Source organism: Burkholderia sp. AU15512, from assembly GCF_002223325.1.
Classification (GTDB): domain Bacteria; phylum Pseudomonadota; class Gammaproteobacteria; order Burkholderiales; family Burkholderiaceae; genus Burkholderia.
The window spans coordinates 1,174,666-1,197,930 of record NZ_NKEX01000006.1 but is presented as its reverse complement, the minus strand read 5'-3'; the positions used below and the strand labels follow the sequence as shown (position 1 = coordinate 1,197,930).

Below are 23,265 nucleotides of genomic sequence, written 5' to 3'. Positions count from 1 at the left end.
TCATTTGTAGGTCAGCACGAGCCCGTGGATCAGCGCCGACCATCCGTCCATCACGACGAACAGCAGCAGCTTGAACGGGATCGCGACGTTGGTCGGCGACACCTGGTTGAGCCCCATCGACAACAGCACGTTCGCGATGATCAGGTCGATCACGATGAAGGTCACGTACAGCAGGAAGCCGATCTTGAACGCGTCGGTGAGCTCGGTCAGCGTGAAGGCCGGCGCGAGCACGATCAGGTCGGTTTCCTTCAGCGACTGCGCCTCCTCCTTCGGCCACACGATCGACGCCGATCGCATGAAAAAGCGCTTCTCGCGCTCCTGCGTGTGCTTGATGAGGAACTGCCGGAACGGCTCGCGTGCCGCGTCGGCCGCCTGGATCACGGCCTGCGACGATTGCGGCGAGATCGTCTGGCTGCTCAGCGTCTTCGCCGCCATCATGCCGATGGGCGCCATCACGTACACCGACACGAGGATCGCGATGCCGTTGAGCACCATGTTCGGCGGCACCTGCTGCACGCCGAGCGCGTTGCGCAGCAGGCCCAGAACGACGACCACCTTCGCGTACGACGTCACGACCATCGCGACGAACGGCAACAGGCCGATCGCAACGACGATCAGCAGCAGGCCGGACAGGTCACCGTACTGAACCATGCTCGTGCGCCATGCGGAGAATGCGGATGCCGACGTGTTCGCCGATGCCGACCAGTTCGCCGTAGCCGATCACCTGGCCGTGCGCGACGAGCTTGAGCGTCAGGTCGGCGATCGCGGTCGGCAGCTCGATTACGTAGCCGGGCGCGAGCGACGACACCTCGTCGATCGTCAGCGCGACGGTATCGGCGACGAACTGCACCGGCAGCTCGAGTTCGCCCACTTCGACGGCTTGCTCGGCATCCGGGGCATCGAGCCCGGCGTCCGGCGTGTTCAGGACGGTGGTTTCCGTCATCACGGGTTCCTTCAACAAAGTGATCGTTCGGGTTTGCACGGCCACCGCGGCCCGGCCATGCGCGAGGCCCGCGCTGCCCCAGGTCGCGAAGGCGACGGGGTGCGGCGCGGGGTCCGCACGGGCGCCGGCGCCGTGCAGCCACGCGGCGTCGAGCGACGGATCGAACACGCGCAACAGGATGTCGCCGCCGCGCAAGCTCTGCAGCGTGTCGATCGACAGCGCCTTCACGCCGAGCACGAGGCTGCCCGGCACGCGCAGCGACGCATCAAGCCAGCCGGCGCGCGCGGTGCGCGCCAGGCACGCATCCAGCCACTCGATGCAACGGCCCGGCAACTGCACGAGCGCGTCGTGCCGCCGGTCGCGCAGCGTCAGCGACAGCGCGACGGTCACGCTGTGCGGGCGCGGCGCCGGCCACGCGCCGCGCCGGACCGCGACGACCTGCGCGCCGGTCAGGCCGAGCGTATCGAGACAACCCAGCAGCGGCGCGCACAGCACGTTCGCGACGGCGTTGCGCAGGGTCAGTTCGGGGCTCGTGCGCCGGTCGGCAGCCTGGGCCTCGGACCACGCGCAGACCGATAGTGCGGGGTAGCGTTCGAGATCGAGCAGCAGATGCGCGCTCACGGGGCCGGCCGGCGTGTCGATCCGCAGCTCCGCGACGGCCGGGTCCGCATGGTCCGGCGTGTCGACCGCGAAGCCGCAACGAAAATCGCGCACGCCGAGCGTGTCGTGCAGGAACACCGGCAGGCGCGCATCGAACAGCCGGCGCGACGCATGCGCGCGCGCCGGATCGAGCGGCGGCAGGACGAGCGGCGCGCACGGCGCGTCGCCGGGGGTGATCGAATGCCGAATCAGTTTCATCCGTGGCCGGAAAATGCCGCCGTTGGCCCGCGCAGGCCGCCCGCCGGGCGTCGTGCTCGAGGCAATTCACGCGGGGCCGGCTACCACACCGTGAGACGGACGGTCCGCGGCTGCCCCCATGCCCGCAGCATCGTGTCGAGTTCCTGTTCGAGCGCGACGCTGTGGGCCAAGAGTAACTGTCGTGCTTCGCGATCCTGTGTTTCGAACCGAAGCTGCAGGTCGAAATGCGAAAGCGACACGTGCAGTTCGGTGGCCGCGAGGATCCGGTCGCTCAGCACGACGTGCGCTTCCCACTGCCCGCCGGCCGCGACCGCGGGATCGCCGCAGAACGCCGCGATCTCGCGCGACAGCACGCCGAGCAGCCCGAGGTGGTCGCGCTGCTCCTGCAGCGTGACCGTCGCGATCGGTGCGGCGGCGCTGGCGATGCGCGCGGCGATGGCGCGACATTCGGCCAGTTCGGCGGGCGTCGGCGCCGGGTCGGAAGCGGGCGCGTCGCGCTCGTTCGAGATCAGCGGGAACGGCTCCGCACGGCCGGACGACGGATCGGCTTCATCGGACGGATCGTTCTGCTGGCGCGACGCGGGCGGCGCATCGGATACCGGGCGCGCCACGGTGCGGCGCGTGGCCAGCAGCGCCGCGTAGTCGAACCGGCGCGCGCCGCGCGCGGTCCGCGGGGGCGCGTCGTCCGGGGGCGGCAGCGCTCGCGCGTCGCGGCTGTCGATGCGGGGCACGGCGCGGCGTCAGACGGTGATGCGGCCGATCGGGCGCAGATCGACGTGCTCGCCCAGTTCCTGGTACGAGTACACCGCCAGCCAGTCGAGCTTCGCCTCGATCATCCGGCGCACGTAGCGGCGGATGTCCATCGACGTGACCAGCGCGACGCCGTCGGTCGGCTGCGGCCCGACGACCGCCTGGATCTTGTCGATCAGCAGGCCGATCTCGTCCGGTGCGAGCGCAAGGAAATTGCCGGTCGGCGTCTGCTTGATCGCCTGCCGGATGTGCTGCTCGATCGGCAGGTCGAGCAGCACGGCCGACAGCGTGCGCTGGCCGCGCGTCGCGCGATGCGCGATGAAGCGCGACAGGTCGCCCCGCACGTACTCGGTCAGCATCAGCATGTCCTTTTCCTTCGGCCCCCACGCGATCAGGCTTTCCATGATGGTCCGCACGTTGCGGATCGAGATCTGTTCCTCGAGCAGGCGCCGCAGCACGTCGGCGATCCGCTGCGGCGGCAGTACCTTCTGGACTTCCGCGACGAGCCCCGGGTGATCCTCGCCGAGCTGCTCCAGGATCCACTGCACCTCCTGGATGCCGAGGAACTGCGTCGCATGGTGGCGCATCAGCGCGACCGACGCGTGCGCGACGACCTGCTCGGGGCCCCACGCCGGGATCCGCGCCTGGGCCTCGCGTGCGTCGACCCAGTGGGTCGGCCGCCCGCCGGGATCGATCGGCGGCCGCGATTCGCCCTTCGCCACCAGCGCGTCGCGCTGCTGCACGTCCTCGGCTGACAGCGGGGTGCCCGTCGCGACGCGCTCCGGCTCCGGCAGCATGACCATGCCGGCCGGCAGCTCGACCAGCAGATGCGGCACGTCGTGAATCAGGATCTCGGCGTACATCGCGGGCAGGCCCGCATGGGTCCACATCGTGATGCCGGGAAACGGCAGCCCCAGTTCTTCCTGCAGCCGTGCGCGCTCCGCGCCGAACGACTTGTCGAGCACCGGCAGCACCAGCCGCTGCATCAGGTCGGGGGCGACGCGCACGCCGATCGGGCAGGCGAACTGCGGCGCCCGCGTCATGATCGCGGGCGTATCGGCCTTCGCGCCCGAACGCTGCATCGCCTGCAATCCGTCCTGGGCCGGCCCTTGCTGCGGCTGCCGGTCGTTCAGCTTGTACGCGATGAACGCGAGGATCGCGGACAGCAGCAGGAACAGCACGACCGGAAAGCCCGGCACCAGCGCGAAGCCGAGCAGCAGCAGCGCGGCGAAATACAGCGCGCGCGAACTCGAGCCGAGCTGGCGGCCGATTTCCTCGCCGAGCGAGCGCGGCTTGTGGCTGCGCTCGTCCGCGACCCGCGTGATCATCACGCCGGCCGCGACCGACAGCAGCAGCGACGGAATCTGCGACACCATCGCATCGCCGACCGACAGCACCGAGAAGCGGTTCGCCGCTTCGCCCGCGCTCATGCCGTGATAGGCGACCCCGACCGCGATGCCCGCGACGATGTTGATGGTCGTGATCAGCAGGCCGGCGATCGCATCGCCTTTCACGAACTTCATCGCGCCGTCCATCCCGCCGTGCAACTGGCTCTCGATGGCCAGCGTCGCGCGGCGGTGGCGCGCCTCCTCGGGGCTCAGCAGGTTCGCGCGCAGGTCGGCGTCGATGCTCATCTGCTTGCCCGGCATCGCGTCGAGCGTGAAGCGCGCGCCGACCTCGGCCACGCGCTCCGAGCCTTTCGCGATCACGATGAACTGCACGGTCGTGATGATGATGAACACGACCAGCCCGACGACGAGGTTGCCGCCCACCACCAGCTTGCCGAAGCTGTCGATGATGTGGCCGGCCTCGGCGTGCAGCAGGATCGACTTGGTGGACGCAATGTTCAGCGACAGCCGGTAGAGCGTCGTGAACAGCAGCAGCGATGGAAACGCGGACAGCGACACGATGTCCGGCACGTACATCGTGACCATCAGCAGCGTGACGCTGATCGTGATGTTGATCGCGAGCAGGATGTCGATCAGCTCGGGCGGTAGCGGCAGGATCATCAGCGAGATGATCGCGGTCACCAGCAGCGCGATGCCGATTTCGCCGCCTGCCGGGAACTTGAGGGCCTTGAACATCGGAACGCTCAGTGAAGGGGTGGGGTGGAGGGCGAGCCGATCGCGTCGACCCAGCGCAGGATCGCGGCGACCGTCTCGAACAGCTCTTCCGGTATCGGCTGGTTCAGCGTGACCTTGTACAGCGCGCGCGCGACGGGCGGGTTGCCGATGATCGGCACGCCCGCGTCGCGGGCCGCGCGCCGCAGCGATGCCGCGTCCGCATCCATGCCCTTCGCGATCACGACGGGCAGCGGGTGTTCGTCGGGCGCATAGCGCACCGCGACCGCGAAGTGGGTCGGATTGACGACCAGCACGTTGGCCAGGCCGACGCGCGGCTTCGGCGGCGTGCTCGCCAGCTCGCGCGCGAGGCGGCGGCGCTCGCCCTTGAGTTCGGGACTGCCTTCCTGCTCCTTGTGCTCGCGCTTCACCTCGTCCTTGCTCATCTTCATCTTCTTGATGAACAGGAAGCGCTGCAGCTTGATGTCGACGGCGCCGACCAGCAGGAAGATGCCGACGGAGATCGCGCCGAGCTTCGCCAGCATGTCCCAGAACATCAGCGACAGTCCGCCGAGCGGCTGGTAGATCGAGCCGACCACGAGCGGGAACAGCCACTTGATCGACTGCCACATCACCCAGCCGAGGATGATCGCCTTGACGACCATCTTCGCGCAGTCGATCAGGCTCTTCGCGGAAAAGATCCGCTTGATGCCGCTCGCCGGATTCACCGTCTGCAGGTTCGGCGTGACCGGCTTGGTCGCGATGCGGAAGCCCGCTTGCGCGACGGAGCCGGCCGTGGACGCCAGCGCGGCGGCGAACACGCATGGCACGATCAGCTTCAGCGCGGTGGCGCCGAGCCGGAACAGGTCGGCGTGCATGCGCTCCAGCGTGCGGTCCTGCGCGACGAACGACAGCGGGATCGACACGAGCTCGTGCAGCCCGTCGCGAAAGAGCGGCACCGTCGCGACCAGCGCGATCAGCGCGCCGGCCATCGACAACGCGTCGGCGAAGTCGGTGCTGCGCGCGACTTCGCCGTCCTTGCGCGCATCCTCGAGTTTCTTGTCGGTGGGCTGTTCGGTCTTTTCGTCGCTCATGAATGGGCCCGCGGCACATCTCGGCCGGATCGGATCAAAAGGGGCGCGCATTCACGCCGCTGCGATGACCTTAGCGCCCGCCGCACGCGGCCGGCGGGCGCGATGCGAAGCGGCGCGGCGCGTGCCGAAGCGAGCGGCCGGCCGGCGCGGCCCACCGGGCCCGCTTCGCCTCGCGCGTGCTGGCTTCGCATGCGCGCCGGCCGGCCGGGGCGGAATTGCTATGTTGGCAGACGTCGGCATGCATCCGGCGGCGAGCCGCCCGCCGCACGACCGGCCGGACCGTTTTCCTCTCATCGCAGGAGTGCATTGCCATGACCGTAGACACGCCGGAGTACCTGAACTGCAGCCCGGAATTCATTGGCGGGCTGATCGAGACCGTCTCCGTGGCGCTGCTGGACAATTTCCCGAATACGCCCGTCGACCTGTTCGACATCGAGCAGGTGATCGACGCGCTGCGGCTGCTGCGCCCGCGTGTGGTCGAGATCGATGCGCTGGACGGCCTCCTTCGCATGGCGAAGGGACAGTGGCAGGAAGCGAACCAGGTCCTGCTGCGGGTCATCGAGATGCGTCCGCAGTTCGGCTATGCGAAGGCGCTGCTGGCGTTCTCGCTGTCGTCGATGGGCGACCCGTCGTGGCGGCAGATCGCGACCGAGGCGCTCGCGGACGATCCGCACAACAAGGACACGCGCGCACTGGTGCGGGCGCTCGAAGTGAAGGACGAGGTCGATCGCGCGATCCGCGAGCATCGTCCGGGCCAGCCGTTCGTCGCACCGGCGTCGCTCGAGGAAGCCGGCGCACGCACCGACGCACCGCAGGACACCGTGCCGCACGCCCCCGCGCCGGCGGCCGAGATGTTCCACGGCGGCGCCTTCCTGCGCGCGTGATTCAGAGGAGGCACCGAGATGTCCATCGACCCCGTCAGCCAGCTCGCACCGGCCGCCCTCGACGCAACGGCGGCGACGCCCGCAGCCGCGTCCCCCGCGACGACCGAGCTCGGCGACAAGTTCACGGCGCTGATGGCCCGCGCGCCGATGGCGCCGCCCGAGCACGCGGGCAGCCATCTGTCGTCGTCGGTATCGAAAGCGATCGAGGCGCAGGACGTGCAGTTCCGGCACACGATCGAGGATGTCGGCAAGCTGACGGCCGACCTGCCGGGCATGTCGATGACGGAGATGACCCAGCGCACGATCCAGATGATGTACGAGATGACCAGCATGCAGATGAACATGCAGGTCAAGATGAGCCTCGCGGAATCGTCGAAGTCGTCGGTGCAGACGCTGATGAAGAACCAATGAGCCCCGCGGTCCGCCGGCGTGCGGAGCGGAACGTCGCGAACGGCAGTGCCCGAAGGGCGGGTGGCAAATCTCATGAAGTCTAATCGTCGCGCGGCGCGCATTGCGGTCGTCGCGCTGTGCATCGCGCTGCTCGGCGGATGCAAGAAGGAGCTGTACGGCAGTCTCACCGAGCAGGACGCGAACGAGATGCTCGTCGCGCTGCTGGAGCAGGGCGTGTCCGCGAGCAAGGACAGCCCGGACGGCGGCAAGAACTGGACGCTGGACGTCGACGACGCGCAGGTCGTGCGCGCGATGGAGGTCCTGCGCTCGCGCGGGCTGCCGCACAGCAAGTTCAACGACCTCGGCGAACTGTTCAAGAAGGACGGCCTCGTATCGACGCCGACCGAGGAGCGCGTGCGCTTCGTGTACGGCATCTCGCAGGAGCTGTCGTCGACGCTGTCGAAGATCGACGGCGTGCTCGTCGCGCGCGTGCAGATCGTGCTGCCGAACAACGACCCGCTCGCGCAGGACATCAAGCCGTCGTCCGCCGCCGTGTTCATCAAATACCGGCCGGACGCCGACATCAACACGCTGATCCCGCAGATCAAGACGCTCGTGATGCACAGCGTCGAAGGGCTGACCTACGACCACGTGAGCGTCACGACGGTCGCGGCCGATCCGGTCGAGCTGTCGAAAGCGCCGCCCCCCGTGTCGAGCCCGTGGTGGATGATCGCGCTCGGCGCCGCCGTCGCGGCCCTGCTGGCGGGCGCGGGCTTCGCCGCGTACCGGTTCGGCTTGACACGCGGCGCACCGCCGCTGCAGGGCTGGCTCGACGCCTTTGCCGGGCGCTTCCGGCCGGCCCGCAAGGAGCCGTAGGCGATGGCGGGTTTCGCAGCGCCAGCCGGGCTCGAGGCCGGCGTGCCGGCCGTGCGCGTCGCGACGGCGCTCGACCGTCATCGCGAGAACGTCGATTGCGTCGCCGACTGGGTGCACCCGTCGTGGATCGCCGCATCGCTCGGCGTGCCCGAAGCGCACCTGCGCGACTGGCGGGCACTGCTCGCGGGGGCACCGACGAGCGCCGCCGTACGGTGCTCGCGCGCGCTGGTTCGCGCGCTCGGCGTGACGCCGCCGGGTTTCGTCGAATTGTCTCAGGGCGCCTTCGCCAGCATCGGTGCGGCCGTCGCGCCGCAGCCGAACGCGTGCCTGCTGGATGTCGCACCCGCGCCGCTGACGCTGCGGATCTGGCGGATGCGTGCGCTGCTGCTGCGCCGCGGCGAGGTGCGGCGGCTGATCGACCGGCATGCGCAACGGCGGCTCGCCGACTGGACGGGGCTCGACGTGGACGTGCTGATGCGCGGCCCGAACACCGACAGCGCGAACGACGCGGCACGTCTTGCCGCCGTCGCGATGCCGCCGCTCGCGTCGCTGGATGCGCAGGCGCTCGCGATCGAAGGGATGCTGCTGATGCTGCGCGACCTGAAGGGCGCGGCCGGGCTGCCGTTTCCGCTGTCGCGGCTTGCGTTGCCGCGCATGATCGACGTGCCCGCCTGGCTCAACGCGTTGCCGACGCAGCACGACGAAGCGGGTACGGCCCGGCTGTTTCGTCGTCTGCCTGAATTGCTTCGGGAGTGGGCATGGTTATTTGGCTGAACAGCAGCCGGATGACGGCCGGCACCGGCGACGCGGGCGTGGACGGCCCCGCGGTGCGGTTCGGCGTGCATGGCGACGTGGTCCGGCGCGAGACGTTCGGCCATCTGCTGTCGATCGCGGACGCTTACGCGCAGCTCGACGCCGACCGGGCGCGGGTGCTCGAGGACGCGCAGGCCGAGGCCGCCGCGATCGTTGCGGCGGGCGAGGAACAGGCCGAGCTGCTGCTCGACGCCGCGCGCGACACTTACGAAACCGCTGAACAGCGCGGCTACCGCGAGGGTTCGAACCGCGCGCTGTCGGAATGGATGGAGCGGCTCGCCGATGCGACCGACGCGCAGAGCCGCCTGCAGGTCCGCATGCGCGAGCGGCTGGCGGACATCATCGCGTCGGCGGTCGAGAGCATCGTGCACAGCATGGATCGCGAAGCGTTGTTCGAGCGCGCGCTGTCGACCGTCGACCGGATCATCGACAATTCCACCTACCTGCGTGTCGCGGTGAATCCGCAGGATTACGAAGCGGCACGTGCCGCGTTCGACCAGCTCGCGGCAAAGTGGCGCGACCTCGGCCGGCCGATTCCGGTGTCGATCGTGGCCGACCGGCAGCTCGAGCCCGGCGCGTGCGTCTGCGAGACCGATTTCGGCTCGGTCGACGCGAGTCTCAACACGCAGTTGCGGGCGATGCGCAGCGCCGTCGCCCGCGCACTGAAGCGCTCGATCTACCTCGACGCGGCCGACGTGAACGGCGCGGCGGACGATCCCGATGATGCGGCGGCCGCCGGCACCGGCGACGAAGCGGAAAACGGCGATGCGGCGGCGGCCGAGGTGTCGCGATGAAGGACGGCTGGTTCGACCGGACGCTCGGCTTCGAGCGCCTGACCGACGAGATCGAGCGCGAGATCCTCGCGCGGCCGGGGGTGCTGCGTACCGGCAAGGTGATCGAGGTGATCGGCACGCTCGTGAAGGTCGGCGGCCTCGACGTATCGCTGGGCGAGCTGTGCGAGCTGCGCACGCCGGCCGGCGCGCTGCTGCAGCACGCGGAAGTGATCGGTTTCACGCGCGACTGCGCACTGCTGTCGCCGTTCTCGCGGCTGACGGACATCTCACGCTCGACCCAGGTGGTCGGGCTGGGCCGCTCGCTCGCCGTCAAGGTCGGCGACATGCTGCTCGGGCGCGTGATCGACAGCCTCGGCAATCCCGTCGACGGCGGCCCCGAGATCGAGTCCGACACGCTGCAGCCGGTGTTCGCGTCGCCGCCCGAGCCGATGAGCCGGCGCATGATCGATACGCCGATGGCAACCGGCGTGCGCGTCGTGGACGGGATGATGACGCTCGCGGAAGGGCAGCGGATGGGCATCTTCGCACCGGCAGGCGTCGGCAAGAGCACGCTGCTCGGCATGTTCGCGCGCGGCACCGACTGCGACATCAACGTGATCGCGCTGATCGGCGAACGCGGCCGCGAGGTGCGCGAATTCGTCGAGCTGATTCTCGGGCCGGCCGGCATGGCGAGATCTGTCGTCGTCTGCGCGACGTCCGACCGTTCGTCGATGGAGCGCGCGAAGGCGGCCTACGTGGCGACGGCGATCGCCGAATACTTCCGCGATCGCGGGCTACGCGTGCTGCTGATGATGGATTCGCTCACGCGCTTCGCGCGCGCCGGGCGGGAAATCGGGCTGGCCGCCGGCGAGCCGCCGGCCCGGCGCGGCTTCCCGCCGTCCATCTTCGCGGAACTCCCGCGCCTGCTGGAGCGGGCCGGGATGGGCGCGACCGGCTCGATCACGGCGCTCTATACGGTCCTCGCCGAAGACGAGAGCGGCAGCGATCCGATCGCGGAGGAAGTCCGCGGGATTCTCGACGGGCACATGATCCTGTCGCGCGAGATCGCCGCGCGCAACCAGTATCCGGCCATCGACGTACTCGGCAGCCTGTCGCGCGTGATGTCGCAGGTGATGCCCGCGCCGTACGTCGACGCGGCCGCGCGGGTGCGCGCATTGATGGCGAAGTACCGCGAGATCGAGATGCTGCTGCAGATCGGCGAATACAAACCGGGCGCGAATGCGCTCGCCGACGAGGCGATCGCACGGCACGACGCGATCAAGGCGTTCCTGTCGCAGCCTACCGACGAAATCGTCGCGCTGGCCGACACCGAGGCGCGACTGCATGCACTGACGGCTGCCTGATGGCGGACGCGAACCGACACCGCATCGCCGCGCTCGCACACGCGAATGCGCGGCGCACGCGCGAGATCGATGCCTGGCGCGGCGCGCTCGCCGCGCGACACGACGAACGCGCGGGATTGCTCGCGCGCCGCGCGGCGAAGGTCGCGCAGATCGACGGCGAGACGCGGGTGATCGACGGCTACCAGGCCCGCGTCGCGCAGATGACGGGCGGCAGCGACGGCTTTTCGATCGACGCGTTCAACCAGTGCGTGCGGTACATCGGCGTCGTGACCGACCGCCGGCGCGCGATGGTCGCGGAACTGGCCCAGCTCGACGGCCTGATCCAGGGCGTGGACAGCGAGATCGCGCGGATTCAGCGCGACATCGCGCGCAACACGCAGCGGATCGACCAGTGCAGCGAACGGATCGCGACGATCCGGCAGGCGATCGATCTCGCTCGCGAGGACGCGCAGGACGAAGAGAACGAGGAGATCGCCACGTCCCGGTTCATCCGGGCGCGTGCCGCCCAGGGATGACACCGGATGACCCAGACACTCGAACCGCTCGTCGGCCTGCATGGCCTCTTCATCGGCTACCTGACGGTGACCGGCGTCTGTTCGCTGAGGCTGTTCGTGCTGATGTTCGTGTTCCCGCCGACCGCGGACGGCGTGATCCAGGGCACCGTGCGCAACGCGATCGCGATCGTGTTCAGCGCGTATGTCGCCATGGGCCAGCCGATTGCGTTCATCGAAGCACTGCACGGCCTGTTCCTCGCCGAAGTGATGCTGCGCGAGGCGGCGATCGGGCTGGTGCTGGGCTATGCGGCGTCGACCGTGTTCTGGGTCGCGGAAAGCGTGGGCGTCTATATCGACGACCTGACCGGACACAACAACATCCAGATCACCAATCCCGCCAGCCAGGAACAGAGCACGCCCGTCGGTACGTTGCTGCAGCAAGTGGCGATCATGGCGTTCTGGGCGCTCGGCGGGATGACGTTCCTGCTCGGCACGCTGTACGAATCGTATGGCTGGTGGCCGGTATCGACCGGCGCGCCGATCGCGGGCGATATCGTGGCGTCGTTCGTGCTGCGGCAGACGGACACGCTGATGCAGTCGATCGCCAAGCTCGCCGCGCCGCTGCTGTTCATCCTGGTGCTGGTCGACGTCGCGTTCGGCTTCGTGTCGAAATCGGCGTCGAAGCTGGATATTTCCAGCCTGAGCCAGCCGGTGAAGGCCGCGGTTGCGATCGCGATGCTCGCGATCTTCATCGGCTTGTTCGTCGACCAGGTGCACGGACAACTGGCCCTGAATTCCCTCGAGGCGCAATGGAATGGAATTTTTTCAAATCGTGGGAAAACAGATAATCATTAGTTTACTAATTCATTTCAAACTCAATCTTTCTCAAAAAATGGCCAAAGATTAGATTAATTGAGTTTCTTCATACTTCATTCCATTACGCTGTTCTCCAAGGCGGCCCGACAAGCCGGCACGCACTGGAGTCAGTTATGTTTTCGACACTTTATTTCCCGCTTGCTGCCTATCTGGGAACCCCGGATTTCGCCGCAGGGCGCGAACGTTTCGGCGCCATGCTGTTCAACGGCGACATCGGCGTCGCTCGCCAGCTGGCGAGCCGCTGGGCGGACGAGGCCGATGCGCCGCGCAATCCGCCGTACGCGCTGCAACTGCACGCCGACATGCAGCTGCTCACCGGCGGCGACGTGGAAGCGGAAGAAACCTATCGGGCCGCGCAGCGCCTGAGCCACGCATCGCGCCAGGCAATGCGCGCGGAATCCTGCCGCAACACCGCATGGCAGGCGCTCTTCCGCTACCGGCTCAATACGGCGCTGGCCTGCTTCGGCCGCGCAGCGGACGAGGACGACATTCCGATCGACCGCGTGCTCGAAGTCCGCGTCGGCATCGTCTGCGTGCTCTACGAACTGGGCCGCGTGAGCGAAGCGATCGGCGAACTGGATGAACTGCGCGAACTGGCTCGCGAGGCACCGGAACCGACCATGCCGGCCTGGCATGAGCTGCTCGCGGCGCTGAAGCTCGACATCGCGATGCAGTGCACGCTGCGTTCGTCGGCCTCGCTGCAGGATCACGTCTACTGGCAGTCCGGCTTGATGCACGGCCGCTCCGCGCGGGCGTCGCTGCACGCGTACCTCGACAGCGCGCAAAGCAGGATCGATCTCGCGAGCGTGCATATTCCCGTGCTGCGCTCACGCGTCGATTACCTGTGCCAGTTGCGCGACGCGACCGGCGCCGACCGGAATGCGGTCGACGGACTGCTCAGGCACGTGAACTGGGCACGTGACCACAACCTGCGCGACTACCAGCGCACGCTGCGGCTCGATATTGCGCTCGCGATGCTGGCATGCGATGCCGCCCAGGTCGCCGACATGATCCTCGAGCCGCTGTACGGCGCCGCGCAGTCGGGCGTCGGCGGACACCGGCAGATCGAATACCTGTACTGCGTGGCCAAGACGCGCCAGGCGCAGGGGCGGCTGAAGGACGCGCAGCAGTTCTACAGCCGCTATGCGCTGACCTCGATGGAGTGCCTGCGTGAAGCGCTGTCGGCACGCGTGCCGTTCCTCGAGCGCAAGATCCGCGAGACGTCCCAGCTCGACGACATCGGCGCGCGCTTGCCGGCCCGTTACCGGCGCGCCTACACCTTCTTGCTCGAGAACCTCGAGCACGCCGACCTGTCCGTGCGCGACATCGCCGCGGAAGTCGGCGTGACCGAGCGGGCGCTGCAAAGCGCATTCAGGAAATTCCTGAACATGTCGCCGACCGAGCTGATCCGCCGCCAGCGGATGGAGCGCATCCGCTCCGAGCTCGTGGACGGCTCGGCGTCCGACGGCGGCGTGCTCGCCACCGCGAGCCGCTGGGGCGTGCAGAACCGCTCGACGCTGATCAACGGCTATCGAAAGCAGTTCGACGAAGCGCCGTCGCACACGCTCGAACGATAACGAACCGAATTTTCCCTCCGTAACGGGTGTGCGACAGCGATGAGATCGAAGGCGATATTTTGCGCGGCGTGGGCCGTGTGGGTGATCGGCATGGGCGCGACGGCGGCAGCGCATGCGGACGCGGTGCGCTGGCGCAGCGGCGTCGCGCACGTGACGGCAGAAGGCAAGGATCTGAAGGATGTGCTGCGCGACCTGCTCGCGAGTCAGGGCGTGACGGCGTCGATTGCGGACAACGTCACCGGAACCGTGACCGGGCGCTTCGACATGCCGCCGCAACGGATCCTCGACACGCTCGCCGCGACGTTCGGCTTCGTGTGGTTCTACGACGGCAGCGTCATGTCGATCAGCAACGCGAACGACGTCACGCGCCAGATCGTCCGGCTCGACAACGCGTCGATCGCCGATCTCAACGCCACGCTGCGCGGCATGCGGCTCGACGACAAGCGTTATCCGCTGACCTACGACAGCAGCGCACGCACCGTGATCATCAGCGGGCCCCCGCAGTACGTGCAGATGGTGGCCGGCGTCGCGAAGCATCTCGACGAGAACATGCAGCGCTCGAACGGCACGGTGGTGCGCGCGTTCAAGCTCAGCAGCGCGTGGGCAGCCGACCACAAGGTGCAGCTCGACGGCAAGAACGTGGTCGTGCCGGGCGTTGCGACGGTCGTGTCGAAGCTCTATCACCCCGAGCAGGGCGGCTCGACGGGCAATCCGTCGGCGCAGACGATCGGCGGCATGCAGCGCCTGTCGCCGATGGCCGACGCGAGCGGCGGCACCACCGGCGGCACCACCGGCGGCTCGCCGGTACCGCCGCTGCCGCCGGGCATGGCGGGCGGCGACGCGTCGCGCAGCCTGGTCAGCGGGCTGTTCGGCGGCGGCCAGTCGGGCAGCGGCAAGAACGGCGCCGTGTCGGACGGCACGCAGGGCGGTGCCGCGGATCCCGGGCCGGGCGACCCAAGCCTGCCCGTCGTGGAAGCCGACCCGACCACCAACACGGTGCTGGTCCGGGACACGCCGCAACGCATCGGGCTCTATGCGCCGCTGATCGAGAAGCTCGATGCGCGCCCCAACCTGATCGAGATCGAGGCGCACATCATCGAGATCAACGACGACCTGCTGCGGCAGATCGGCGTGGACTGGCGCGCGCACAACAGCCACGTCGACCTGCAGACCGGCTCGGGCACGCTGCAGCAGAACGGCTACAACGGCAACATCAACCCGAACTTCGGCGTGACGACGCTGGCCGACGGCACCACGTCCGTCGCGGCCACGCCGGTCGGCGGCGCGATCACGGCGGTGCTCGGCAATGCCGGGCGCTATCTGCTCGCGCGGATCACCGCGCTCGAATCGACGTCGCAAGCGCGGATCGACTCGAGCCCGAAGGTCGCGACGCTCGACAACGTCGAGGCGGTGATGGACAACAAGACGCGCTTCTTCGTGCGCGTGCAGGGTTATACGTCCGGCGATCTCTATTCGGTGTCGACCGGCGTGTCGCTGCGCGTGCTGCCGATGGTCGTGCAGGACAAGAACGACGGCACGACGCGGATCAAGCTCGACGTGCACATCGAGGACGGCCAGCTCACCGGCGACAAGGTCGATACGCTGCCGGTCATCACCAGCAGCGAGATCAACACGCAGGCGTTCGTCGGCGAGGGGGAGAGCCTGCTGATCGCCGGCTACAGCACCGACAACGATTCGAACGGCGTCGCACAGGTGCCGTGGGTGTCGAAGATCCCGCTGCTCGGCGCGCTGTTCCGGAATACCGACCGGTCGCACAAGCACATGGAACGCGTGTTCCTGCTGACGCCGCGGATCATTCACTTCTGACCCGGCGGCTATGCGCGGCGCCGTCGATGCCGGCGCCGCCGCATGGGCGGGCGCTCGTCAGGCCGGGTTCCGGTCGGACATCACGATGTTGACCGTCTTGCTCGGATCGCCCGCGAGGCCCATCGCGGCCGCATCGTCGGTCGAATACAGGTATGGGCGGATCGCGTCGCCGTCGCCGGCGGTGCGCCCGTCGGACAGCGTCACGGTCATGTTCTCGTCGTGACCGGCGAAATCCTTGTCGCCGTCGACCTTGCTCACGTCCGGATTGCCCGCGCCGGACGCCTGCCCGTTGTCGGCCCCGCCGTCTTCGTACAGCACCTCGTCCGGATGCGTATTGCCGTTCGCATCGGATGGCGAGATCCGTACGCCGATGTCGTGCGAACCGCCGACGAAGGTGCCGGTCTGGCCCGGTGCGAGCGTGAGGGTCGCCTTGTTCTGGCCTTGCACCGCGTACGTGAACGACTCGGGCCGGTTCGTATTGTTGGTGACGTTGAAGGTCTTGTCGTTGCCCGTACCGGTGTGGACGGTTTGCGTCGACGTCGGGGCGATACCGTCGATCGCGCCGGCCTGCGCCACACCGCCCGCGTTGGTCGACAGTTTCGCCGAGCTTCCGGAGGGCGCTCCGCCAACCGGCGGATTCTGGTCGTTCCGGGTGCGCGGCGTGTTCGGATCGACCGGCGCATTCCGGCCGTTCGACGGTAATGTCTGCGGCTGGACCTCATGGTTGGCCAACGGCGGGGCGGACCGGCCCGTGCTTGCCACCGGTGGCGAGGAGGGCGAGTCGTTGCCGTTTTGCCCTGACAACAGGCTTTTGAGCTCCGCCATCAGTGCCTGGATGATCTGCGCGATCTGTTGCGAACCCGGGCTGTCCGCCGATCCGGCGTCGCGCGCGGGGTCGGTCCGGGAAATCGGGGCGTTGCCCTGGACGGTGATGGTGATCATGAGCGCCGTTCTCCGCGGGGAGTGATCGGGGGAGGCGCGCTCGTCGACCGGCGCGCGTCGCCGTTTGCGCCGGCCGGACTGCGTCAGGCCGGCGTCGTTTGCCGTTTGCCGTTGGTCGCTTGCCCCTGGCAGCATCGTAGGCCCTTCGACTGTATGCCTCGGCGCAGCGCCCGGGCGGCCCGACACGAAACACCGGCGCGCGACGCGAAGTGCCGAAGTGCAGCGTGGCGAAGCTCGCCGGTGGCGGCGCCGACCGCGCGCGGCGCCGTTCCGATTCGCAAACCCGTCGCCCGCTTCGCGCCGGCCGCACGCGTCATCCGCCATGCGGCCTATAGTCGGTCGAGGTGGCCCGTCCAGCGATTCCCGGAAGGAGGCAGTCATGTCCTTGACAGTGAGTTTGAATTCCACCGGGTCGACGAACTTCGACCCTTCGCAGGATTCCGGTTCGAACCAGGCGCAGATCACGCAGGTGCTGGCCCAACTCGAGCAGATCCTGCAAGCGGTGTTCGCCGCGCTCAAGCAGGCGTCGGCCGCTGACGGAACGCAGCCTGCCGGCGATGGAAACGGAGGCGGGATGCCGTCGATACGGCTGGCGAGCGGCGACGGCGGCAGCAACGACGGCACACCGCTTTCGTTCTCGCTGAACGGGCCGTCGTCGAACGACGCGCCGCCGGCCGGCAGCGCACCGCCGGCGAACGCCAGTATCCCGCCAGGCGGGCAGAGCGACGGGCAGACGCATGGCCAGAGTGGGTCGACGCTCCCCGCGAACACGGGCGGCAGCGCGGCACATGCGATCGCGGACGACCTGCGCAGCCGCTACGGGCTGAACGATACGCAGATCGCGGGCGTGCTCGGCAACCTGCAGCAGGAAAGCGGCCTGAAGCCGAACGTCAACCAGGGCGGCGCCGAAGGCGCGCCGTCGGGCAACTTCGCGGACGACAACGCGAACGGCTGGGGGCTCGCGCAGTGGGGCGGCACGCGCAAGCAGGGCGAGATCGCGTATGCGCAGCAGCACAACCTCGATCCGGGCAGCCTCGACGCGAACATCGGCTACATGAACCAGGAACTCGACGGCCCGTACAGCAAGACGATTTCCGACCTGAAGAACACGACGAACGTGTCGCAGGCCGCCCAGGTCTGGGACACCGACTACGAGCAGGCGACCGATCCGCAGATGGACAACCGGCTCCAGTACGCACAGAACTTCCTGAACGAAGGGCTCTGAGCCGTATCCGCCGTCCGGCGCGTCAACGCGGCGGCGGCCCGCATTCCCGCTTGCCCCGTACCGCGGCCAGCGACGGCACACCTGCCGTTATCGCGACTGGCAGCGTGCCGGCGGCATGATGCCTGGGCGCGCATTGGCGCCGCACGACACATCTTCCGCATCGTCCGGTAGATCGGTGGCACGCGTCCGGACGGCGGGCGCACGCGCAGGGTCCCGCTCGACAGCGACGGGACGCATACGCGCCCCGGCGTCGCCCCCGGCGATTCGGCAGCGCCCCGGCTCCCACACCGCCCGATCTTTCCCCTCGCTCGCCATCCCTGTCGCTACGGCAACATATGCCCGCACACGCCCCCGGTCCTGCCTGGGCCGGCGTCGTGCGCGAGTGCACCGTACGCGACATGGCGATCCATCACGCTCGACATTATAGAAATAATGTCAAATTAAAAGGCGTGATAAATTGGATATTTAACGGTTTACGTTATATTATTTACGAAATCACCAGCCCAACCCGCCATGTCCGATCTCGCTGCCGACGAATCCCGCCTGACCGCCGAAATCGAGCGCCTCAAGGCCGACTTCCCGAAAACCCGCGAGCTCTATCGCGAAGCCTGCGCGCTGCTGTTCTTCCGTTTCGGCATCACGCCCACCGCAAACCGCCTGTACCAGCTCGTCCGCAAGGGCAGCATGAGCACGCCGACGGCCGTCCTCGGCGAGTTCTGGGCCGAGCTGCGGGAAAAGAGTCGCGTGCGCATCGAGCATCCCGACCTGCCGGCCGATCTGCAGGCGGCCGCCGGTGAGCTGGTGGCGGCGCTATGGAATCGGTCGAGCGCCGACGCGGCCGGCGCGCTCGACGCATTGCGCGCGGAGGTCGAGGCCGAGCGGGTAGCGGCAAGGGCGGAAGTCGCGGCATTGCAGGCCGAACTGGCCCGCACCGAAACCGCGCTGGAGCAACGCACGGCCGCGCTGCTGGCCGCGCAGGTGCGCATTCAGGAACTGGAACAGGCGAGGGCGGCGGACGACGCATCGCGGCAAGCGCTGCAAGCGGACATCGAACGCCTCACGGCCGACAACGCGGAAGGCGACCGCGCACTTGCGCAGGCGCGCGCGGATTTCACCACCCAGCTCGACCGGCTGCGCGACGACGCCGGTCGGGCCGAGGAGCGCTTGCGCGCGTCGGAGAAGCGGGCGCTTCAGGAGATCGATCGCGAGCGGCTCGCGGCCGCGCGGCTGCAGAAGGAACTCGAGGCAGCAGCCTTGCGCATGGAGCAGCGCGATGCGCAGCAGCGCAAGGAAATGGCCGCACTGCAGACGCAGCTCGGCGACGCGCTCCACCGATGCGGCGTGCTTCAAGGGCAGCTCGACGGTGCGCAGGCGACCGAGGCGGCACGGGTCAAGGAACTCGATGCGCTGCGGCGCGAAATGACGGCGCTCTCGCGCCGGTCGGCGCTGCGTGGCGCCAAGGCAGCGCCCGCCGCACAACGGGACGAGCGGAGGGCGCGCACGCGAAAGCGCGCGGACGAAGCGCCGCCTCGTTGAAGTAGAAACCGCAAGCGTGCGTCGGCCGAAGGCGACGCACGTCCGGAGCCCGGAGCCCGGAAGCCTGAAGCGGCCACGCAAGCGACCGAGCCCCTCACACCCCCGATCGCCCACCCATCCACCGATACCGATCAACTCGACACATACCGCGACGGCAACGCCGGCGCATCCGCCGGAATCGTGACGAGCGACGTATTGAGCCAGCCCTGCGGCGACCCATTCGACTGCGCGTAGGCACCGACGTACGGCATCATCCGCGTCGTCTGATAGACCTGCGGCGTCCACCCGGCGGGCGCGAGGAAAATCGACGTCGCGCGCTTCTCGCTATACGCGGACGCCCCATACGTCGAGATGTTCCACAGCGTCTGCTGATACGTCGCATAGTCGGCGTTGTGCCGCGAACCGCCGGCCTGCCAGCCTTCGAGCTGGATGAACGTGTTGTACGTGCCGGCGCCCGCGAGCAGGTTGTTCACCGTGCGCCCGTACAGGAACGACAGGATCAGCCCGCAGTTCGCCGGCGCGAAATCACTGCCGACGCTCAGGTAATAGCGGCCCGTCGTGTTCAACACCGACGCGTAGTGCGAGTTGCCGATATCCGTCGACGTCGTCAGGCCGCTCGCGCCCATGAAGCTGTCGAACGCCTGCATCGTGACGCCCGCCGGCAGGTCGCTCGTCGCGCTGATCGCGACGATATGCGAGCCGGCCGCCAGCAGCGTCAGGAACGCGGACAGCGTGCTCGTATTCCAGTTGCCCTGTGCATCGACGAACGGAAACGCGCGATAGCCCGTCAGCGCGAACACCGCCGGAGCGGAGCCGGCCTGCCACGCGATCTGCGGCACCCACATCGTCAGCGGGCCGGCGTTCGACGCGCCGGATACGTACTGTTTCAGCGCGTCGACGAGTTGCGCATCGGCAGCGGGCAGCACGCCATAGGCCGCGCCGCTCTGCCAGCGCTGCGCCCATTGCGTGACGAAGGCCGCCAGCTGGCCGCCGGTGAAGTCGGCGGGCGGCACGTAGCCGAGCGGGCCGGTGCCTTGGTACGCGGACTGGATGGCCGCGGCCGTGCGCACGTTGCTGCCGAACATGCTGTTCGCGAAATCCTGGCAGTTGTTGGCCGGCGGCGTCGCGAGCTGCGCGAGCGGAACGACCCACGCGCCGTTCGCGGTCGGGACGCCGCGATACAGCATGAGATTCGCGACCGAGTCGTGACCGGGAAACGTGGCGGCGTCGGCGCCCGACACGTAGCCGGCGGACGGCGTGACGCTGACGGTGGTCGGCTGCGACCCGAACGGATGGGTGTACGAAATGGCAAACGATGCGTCGCCGCCGGCAAGGCTGAACGATCCCGTGCAGTCGCCCCAGCTGTTCGACGCACTGACGGCGGTCGATTGCCCGGTGGCGACCTGCGCTTGCGACGCCTGCGGCAGCGAGCCGCTCTGGCTCGCCGCGTTGCCGTACGCGAGCGTCGTCGACGGGATCGCATTGACGACGTTGATCGTGATCGAGCGGTCGGCGATGCCGTAGCTGCGCGCGGAGGCATCCGCGGCGCCGGCGGCGGCGAACGACGACGCGGACGTCGGGCTGCCGTCGCCGCCGCAGGCAGCCAGCGAGCCGACGAGCGGCGACAGGGTCAGCGCGGCGCCGCGCTGGATGAAGCGCCGGCGGTTCGGCGCGGACGGGCGTTCGGGTTTCGAAGCGGTCATGGACGTTCCTGGTCACGGTTTCGGGAGGCGACAACGACGATCCGGCGCATTGCACACGTGTGCAATGCCGATCGAAACGGGCCGATCGCCGGCACATGCGCCGCGCGTATTTATGCGGGAGATCGATGAAACGCCTGCGACGAAACCGAGTCGGGCGTGTGACGCCGCGCGCTCGGCGGAGCGGGAAGGAGGGCGGCATGCCGGCGCGACGTTTGGGCGCCAGGCGGGGATCGGGTAAAGTGCCGCTCAACATGCCGGCTCGACGTCACTAGACGACCGGTCTAATCGTTGCTACCATACGCCATCATGAATGCATCTTCGGGCGCGGAAGTCCGCCAGCACATCCTGAATATCGCCAAGCCGATCATGCTCCACAAGGGGTTTTCGGCGGTCGGCCTGAACGAGATTCTCGCTGCGGCGGGCATCCCGAAGGGCTCGTTCTACCATTACTTCGGCTCGAAAGAGGCATTCGGCGAAGCGCTGCTCGAATCGTATTTCGACGGCTATCTCGCGCACCTCGACAACCTGTTCAAGCATCAGGCCGGCACGGGCGCGGAGCGCCTGATGACGTACTGGCGCAACTGGCTGCACACGCAATGCGCGGACGATCCGGAAGGCAAGTGCCTCGCGGTGAAGCTCGGCGCGGAAGTGTCGGATCTGTCGGAAGCGATGCGCGCGGTGCTGCGGCAGGGCACGAGCCAGATCATCGAGCGGCTCGCGGGCGGCATCGAGGCCGGGCTGGCCGACGGTTCGCTGAGCGGGGTCGCCGATCCGTCGCATACGGCCGCGATCCTGTACGAGCTGTGGCTGGGCGCAACGCTGCTGGAGAAGATTCACCGCAATCGCAAGCCGCTCGAACGGGCGATGGTCGAAACGCGGCGCATGCTGAACCTGCCGCCGCTCGAGCCGGGCGGCGCGCAGTCGTAACGCGGGCGCGCATCGGCGCGCCTTGTTTTTACCCCGATTCTAGACGACTGGTCTACTCATCCACGCATGACGAACGTGTCACACCGCGTTACGCTGTCCCGATTGATTCAACCGCATGCACGCAGCCGCGCCGGCCTGAGCGCCGATGCAGCCGCCCGCGTGCGTCTCCCGCTGGTCCATCCCTGATCCGATCGTGCCCACGAAGCACGTCCATTCCTGTTGACGGAGGCTCACATGCCACAAAGCAAGACCGCTAATCGCCAGATCATCCTGAATTCGCGCCCGGTCGGCGCGCCGACGCCGGGCAACTTCCGCGCCGAATCCGGTGACGTGCCGACGCCCGGCGCCGGCCAGGTGCTGCTGCGCACGGTCTGGTTGTCGCTCGACCCGTACATGCGCGGCCGGATGAGCGACGCACCGTCTTATGCGCCGCCGGCCGAACTCGGCCAGCCGATGGTCGGCGGCACGGTCAGCCAGGTCGTCTCGTCGAACCTGCCGGCGTTCCGCGAAGGCGACCTGGTGGTCGCAGGCGCCGGCTGGCAGGACTATGCGTTGTCCGACGGCCGCGGCCTGATTCCGCTCGGCCGCGACTTCGCCCATCCGTCGTACGCGCTCGGCGTGCTCGGCATGCCGGGCTTCACCGCCTATACCGGACTGCTGACGATCGGCGAGCCGAAGGCCGGCGAAACCGTGGTCGTTGCGGCGGCGAGCGGTGCGGTCGGCGCGGTGGTCGGCCAGATCGCCAAGCTGAAGGGCTGCCGCGTGGTCGGGGTCGCGGGCGGCGCCGACAAGTGCGCGTACGTGACCGATACGCTCGGTTTCGACGTGTGCGTCGACCACCGCGATCCGGCGTTCGCCGCGAAGCTGAAGGAAGCATGCCCGAACGGCATCGACATCTATTTCGAGAACGTCGGCGGGGCCGTGTTCGACGCGGTGTGGCCGCTGCTCAACGACCATGCGCGCGTACCCGTGTGCGGGATCATCGCGCACTACAACGACGCGGCTTACGACGACAAGGCCGTGTCGACCGGCCGCGACCGCGTGCCGGCACTGATGGGCACGATCCTGCGCAAGCGCATCCGGATGCAGGGTTTCATCATCATGGATCACTATGCCACCGGCTATGCGACGTTCATGAAGGACATGAGCGAATGGGTCGCGCAGGGCAAGGTGAAGACGCGCGAGGACGTCGTCCCCGATCTCGCCGATGCGCCGGAAGCGCTGATCGGCCTGCTGGCCGGCAAGAACTTCGGCAAGGTCGTCGTGCGCGTGGGCCCGGACGAACTGGCCTGACGCCTCGGCACGGCGACACACAACGGCTGCACGCTGGCGTCACGCGACGCCGGCTTGTGG

The 23,265-nt window shown here is 68.4% G+C and carries 21 protein-coding genes; 14 read left to right on the top strand and 7 right to left on the bottom strand.

The window, feature by feature from the left end:
* The 5 genes from sctR to sctU form a co-directional block, all read right to left on the bottom strand.
* Positions 1-651: a type III secretion system export apparatus subunit SctR gene (gene sctR / locus CFB43_RS24705; RefSeq protein WP_089458202.1), complete on the bottom strand. Its 651-nt coding sequence runs from the start codon at positions 649-651 to the stop codon at positions 1-3.
* Positions 635-1,801 (bottom strand): type III secretion system cytoplasmic ring protein SctQ, encoded by a 1,167-nt coding sequence (sctQ, locus tag CFB43_RS24700; RefSeq protein ID WP_089496964.1) that lies wholly within the window; start codon positions 1,799-1,801, stop codon positions 635-637. The genes sctR and sctQ overlap by 17 nt, the downstream gene beginning before the upstream one ends.
* Positions 1,802-1,881: 80 nt before the next feature.
* Positions 1,882-2,532 (bottom strand): type III secretion system protein SctP, encoded by a 651-nt coding sequence (gene sctP / locus CFB43_RS24695; RefSeq protein ID WP_089496963.1) that lies wholly within the window; start codon positions 2,530-2,532, stop codon positions 1,882-1,884.
* 9 nt (positions 2,533-2,541) lie between these two features.
* A complete protein-coding gene (gene sctV, locus CFB43_RS24690) occupies positions 2,542-4,635 on the bottom strand; it encodes a type III secretion system export apparatus subunit SctV (RefSeq protein WP_089496962.1) in 2,094 nt (697 codons plus the stop codon).
* Between the two features lie 8 nt (positions 4,636-4,643).
* Complete coding sequence (gene sctU, locus CFB43_RS24685; protein WP_089496961.1) at positions 4,644-5,705, bottom strand: type III secretion system export apparatus subunit SctU; 1,062 nt, start codon at positions 5,703-5,705, stop codon at positions 4,644-4,646.
* Positions 5,706-6,016: 311 nt separating this feature from the next.
* Here sctU and CFB43_RS24680 point away from each other — a divergent pair, with 311 nt between their 5' ends.
* From CFB43_RS24680 to sctC, 10 genes are all read left to right on the top strand, one after another.
* The gene (locus CFB43_RS24680; protein ID WP_089496960.1) at positions 6,017-6,589 is read left to right on the top strand and encodes an HrpB1 family type III secretion system apparatus protein; all 573 of its coding nucleotides are present in this window, start codon (positions 6,017-6,019) and stop codon (positions 6,587-6,589) included.
* An 18-nt stretch (positions 6,590-6,607) separates the two neighbouring features.
* On the top strand, positions 6,608-7,000 hold the full coding sequence (locus tag CFB43_RS24675) for a type III secretion protein HrpB2 (RefSeq protein ID WP_046547815.1): 393 nt from the start codon (positions 6,608-6,610) through the stop codon (positions 6,998-7,000).
* A gap of 72 nt (positions 7,001-7,072) precedes the next feature.
* Positions 7,073-7,855, top strand: a complete 783-nt coding sequence (gene sctJ / locus CFB43_RS24670) for a type III secretion system inner membrane ring lipoprotein SctJ (RefSeq protein WP_089496959.1) — start codon at positions 7,073-7,075, stop codon at positions 7,853-7,855.
* A 3-nt stretch (positions 7,856-7,858) separates the two neighbouring features.
* Positions 7,859-8,629, top strand: coding sequence for a type III secretion protein HrpB4 (locus tag CFB43_RS24665; protein WP_089496958.1), 771 nt, complete (start codon positions 7,859-7,861; stop codon positions 8,627-8,629).
* Positions 8,614-9,462, top strand: a complete 849-nt coding sequence (gene sctL / locus CFB43_RS24660; RefSeq protein WP_089496957.1) for a type III secretion system stator protein SctL — start codon at positions 8,614-8,616, stop codon at positions 9,460-9,462. The genes CFB43_RS24665 and sctL overlap by 16 nt, the downstream gene beginning before the upstream one ends.
* On the top strand, positions 9,459-10,805 hold the full coding sequence (sctN, locus tag CFB43_RS24655; RefSeq protein WP_046547818.1) for a type III secretion system ATPase SctN: 1,347 nt from the start codon (positions 9,459-9,461) through the stop codon (positions 10,803-10,805). Before sctL ends, sctN begins: the two co-directional genes overlap by 4 nt.
* A complete protein-coding gene (locus tag CFB43_RS24650; protein WP_089496956.1) occupies positions 10,805-11,320 on the top strand; it encodes a hypothetical protein in 516 nt (171 codons plus the stop codon). Before sctN ends, CFB43_RS24650 begins: the two co-directional genes overlap by 1 nt.
* A gap of 6 nt (positions 11,321-11,326) precedes the next feature.
* Positions 11,327-12,154, top strand: a complete 828-nt coding sequence (gene sctT, locus CFB43_RS24645; RefSeq protein ID WP_089496955.1) for a type III secretion system export apparatus subunit SctT — start codon at positions 11,327-11,329, stop codon at positions 12,152-12,154.
* 134 nt (positions 12,155-12,288) lie between these two features.
* A complete protein-coding gene (locus CFB43_RS24640) occupies positions 12,289-13,752 on the top strand; it encodes a helix-turn-helix transcriptional regulator (protein ID WP_089496954.1) in 1,464 nt (487 codons plus the stop codon).
* A gap of 39 nt (positions 13,753-13,791) precedes the next feature.
* Positions 13,792-15,579: a type III secretion system outer membrane ring subunit SctC gene (sctC, locus tag CFB43_RS24635; protein WP_089496953.1), complete on the top strand. Its 1,788-nt coding sequence runs from the start codon at positions 13,792-13,794 to the stop codon at positions 15,577-15,579.
* Between the two features lie 57 nt (positions 15,580-15,636).
* Here sctC and CFB43_RS37960 read toward each other — a convergent pair whose 3' ends face one another.
* Positions 15,637-16,902: a hypothetical protein gene (locus CFB43_RS37960; RefSeq protein WP_144023105.1), complete on the bottom strand. Its 1,266-nt coding sequence runs from the start codon at positions 16,900-16,902 to the stop codon at positions 15,637-15,639.
* Here CFB43_RS37960 and CFB43_RS24620 point away from each other — a divergent pair.
* Positions 16,901-17,746 carry a phage tail tip lysozyme gene (locus CFB43_RS24620; RefSeq protein WP_256990118.1) on the top strand — a complete coding sequence of 282 codons (846 nt, stop codon included), beginning with the start codon at positions 16,901-16,903 and terminating at the stop codon, positions 17,744-17,746. The genes CFB43_RS37960 and CFB43_RS24620 overlap by 2 nt on opposite strands.
* A gap of 513 nt (positions 17,747-18,259) precedes the next feature.
* Entirely contained in the window at positions 18,260-19,282 is a 1,023-nt protein-coding gene (locus CFB43_RS24615; RefSeq protein ID WP_089496950.1) for a DNA-binding protein, read from the top strand.
* 131 nt (positions 19,283-19,413) lie between these two features.
* Here CFB43_RS24615 and CFB43_RS24610 read toward each other — a convergent pair whose 3' ends face one another.
* Positions 19,414-20,985, bottom strand: coding sequence for a hypothetical protein (locus CFB43_RS24610; protein ID WP_089496949.1), 1,572 nt, complete (start codon positions 20,983-20,985; stop codon positions 19,414-19,416).
* Between the two features lie 306 nt (positions 20,986-21,291).
* On the opposite strand from CFB43_RS24610, the gene CFB43_RS24605 reads away from it, so the two are divergent.
* Together CFB43_RS24605 and CFB43_RS24600 are read left to right on the top strand one after the other, a co-directional pair.
* A complete protein-coding gene (locus tag CFB43_RS24605; protein ID WP_089496948.1) occupies positions 21,292-21,912 on the top strand; it encodes a TetR/AcrR family transcriptional regulator in 621 nt (206 codons plus the stop codon).
* Positions 21,913-22,146: 234 nt separating this feature from the next.
* Complete coding sequence (locus tag CFB43_RS24600) at positions 22,147-23,205, top strand: NADP-dependent oxidoreductase (RefSeq protein WP_089496947.1); 1,059 nt, start codon at positions 22,147-22,149, stop codon at positions 23,203-23,205.
* Positions 23,206-23,265: the final 60 nt, after the last annotated feature.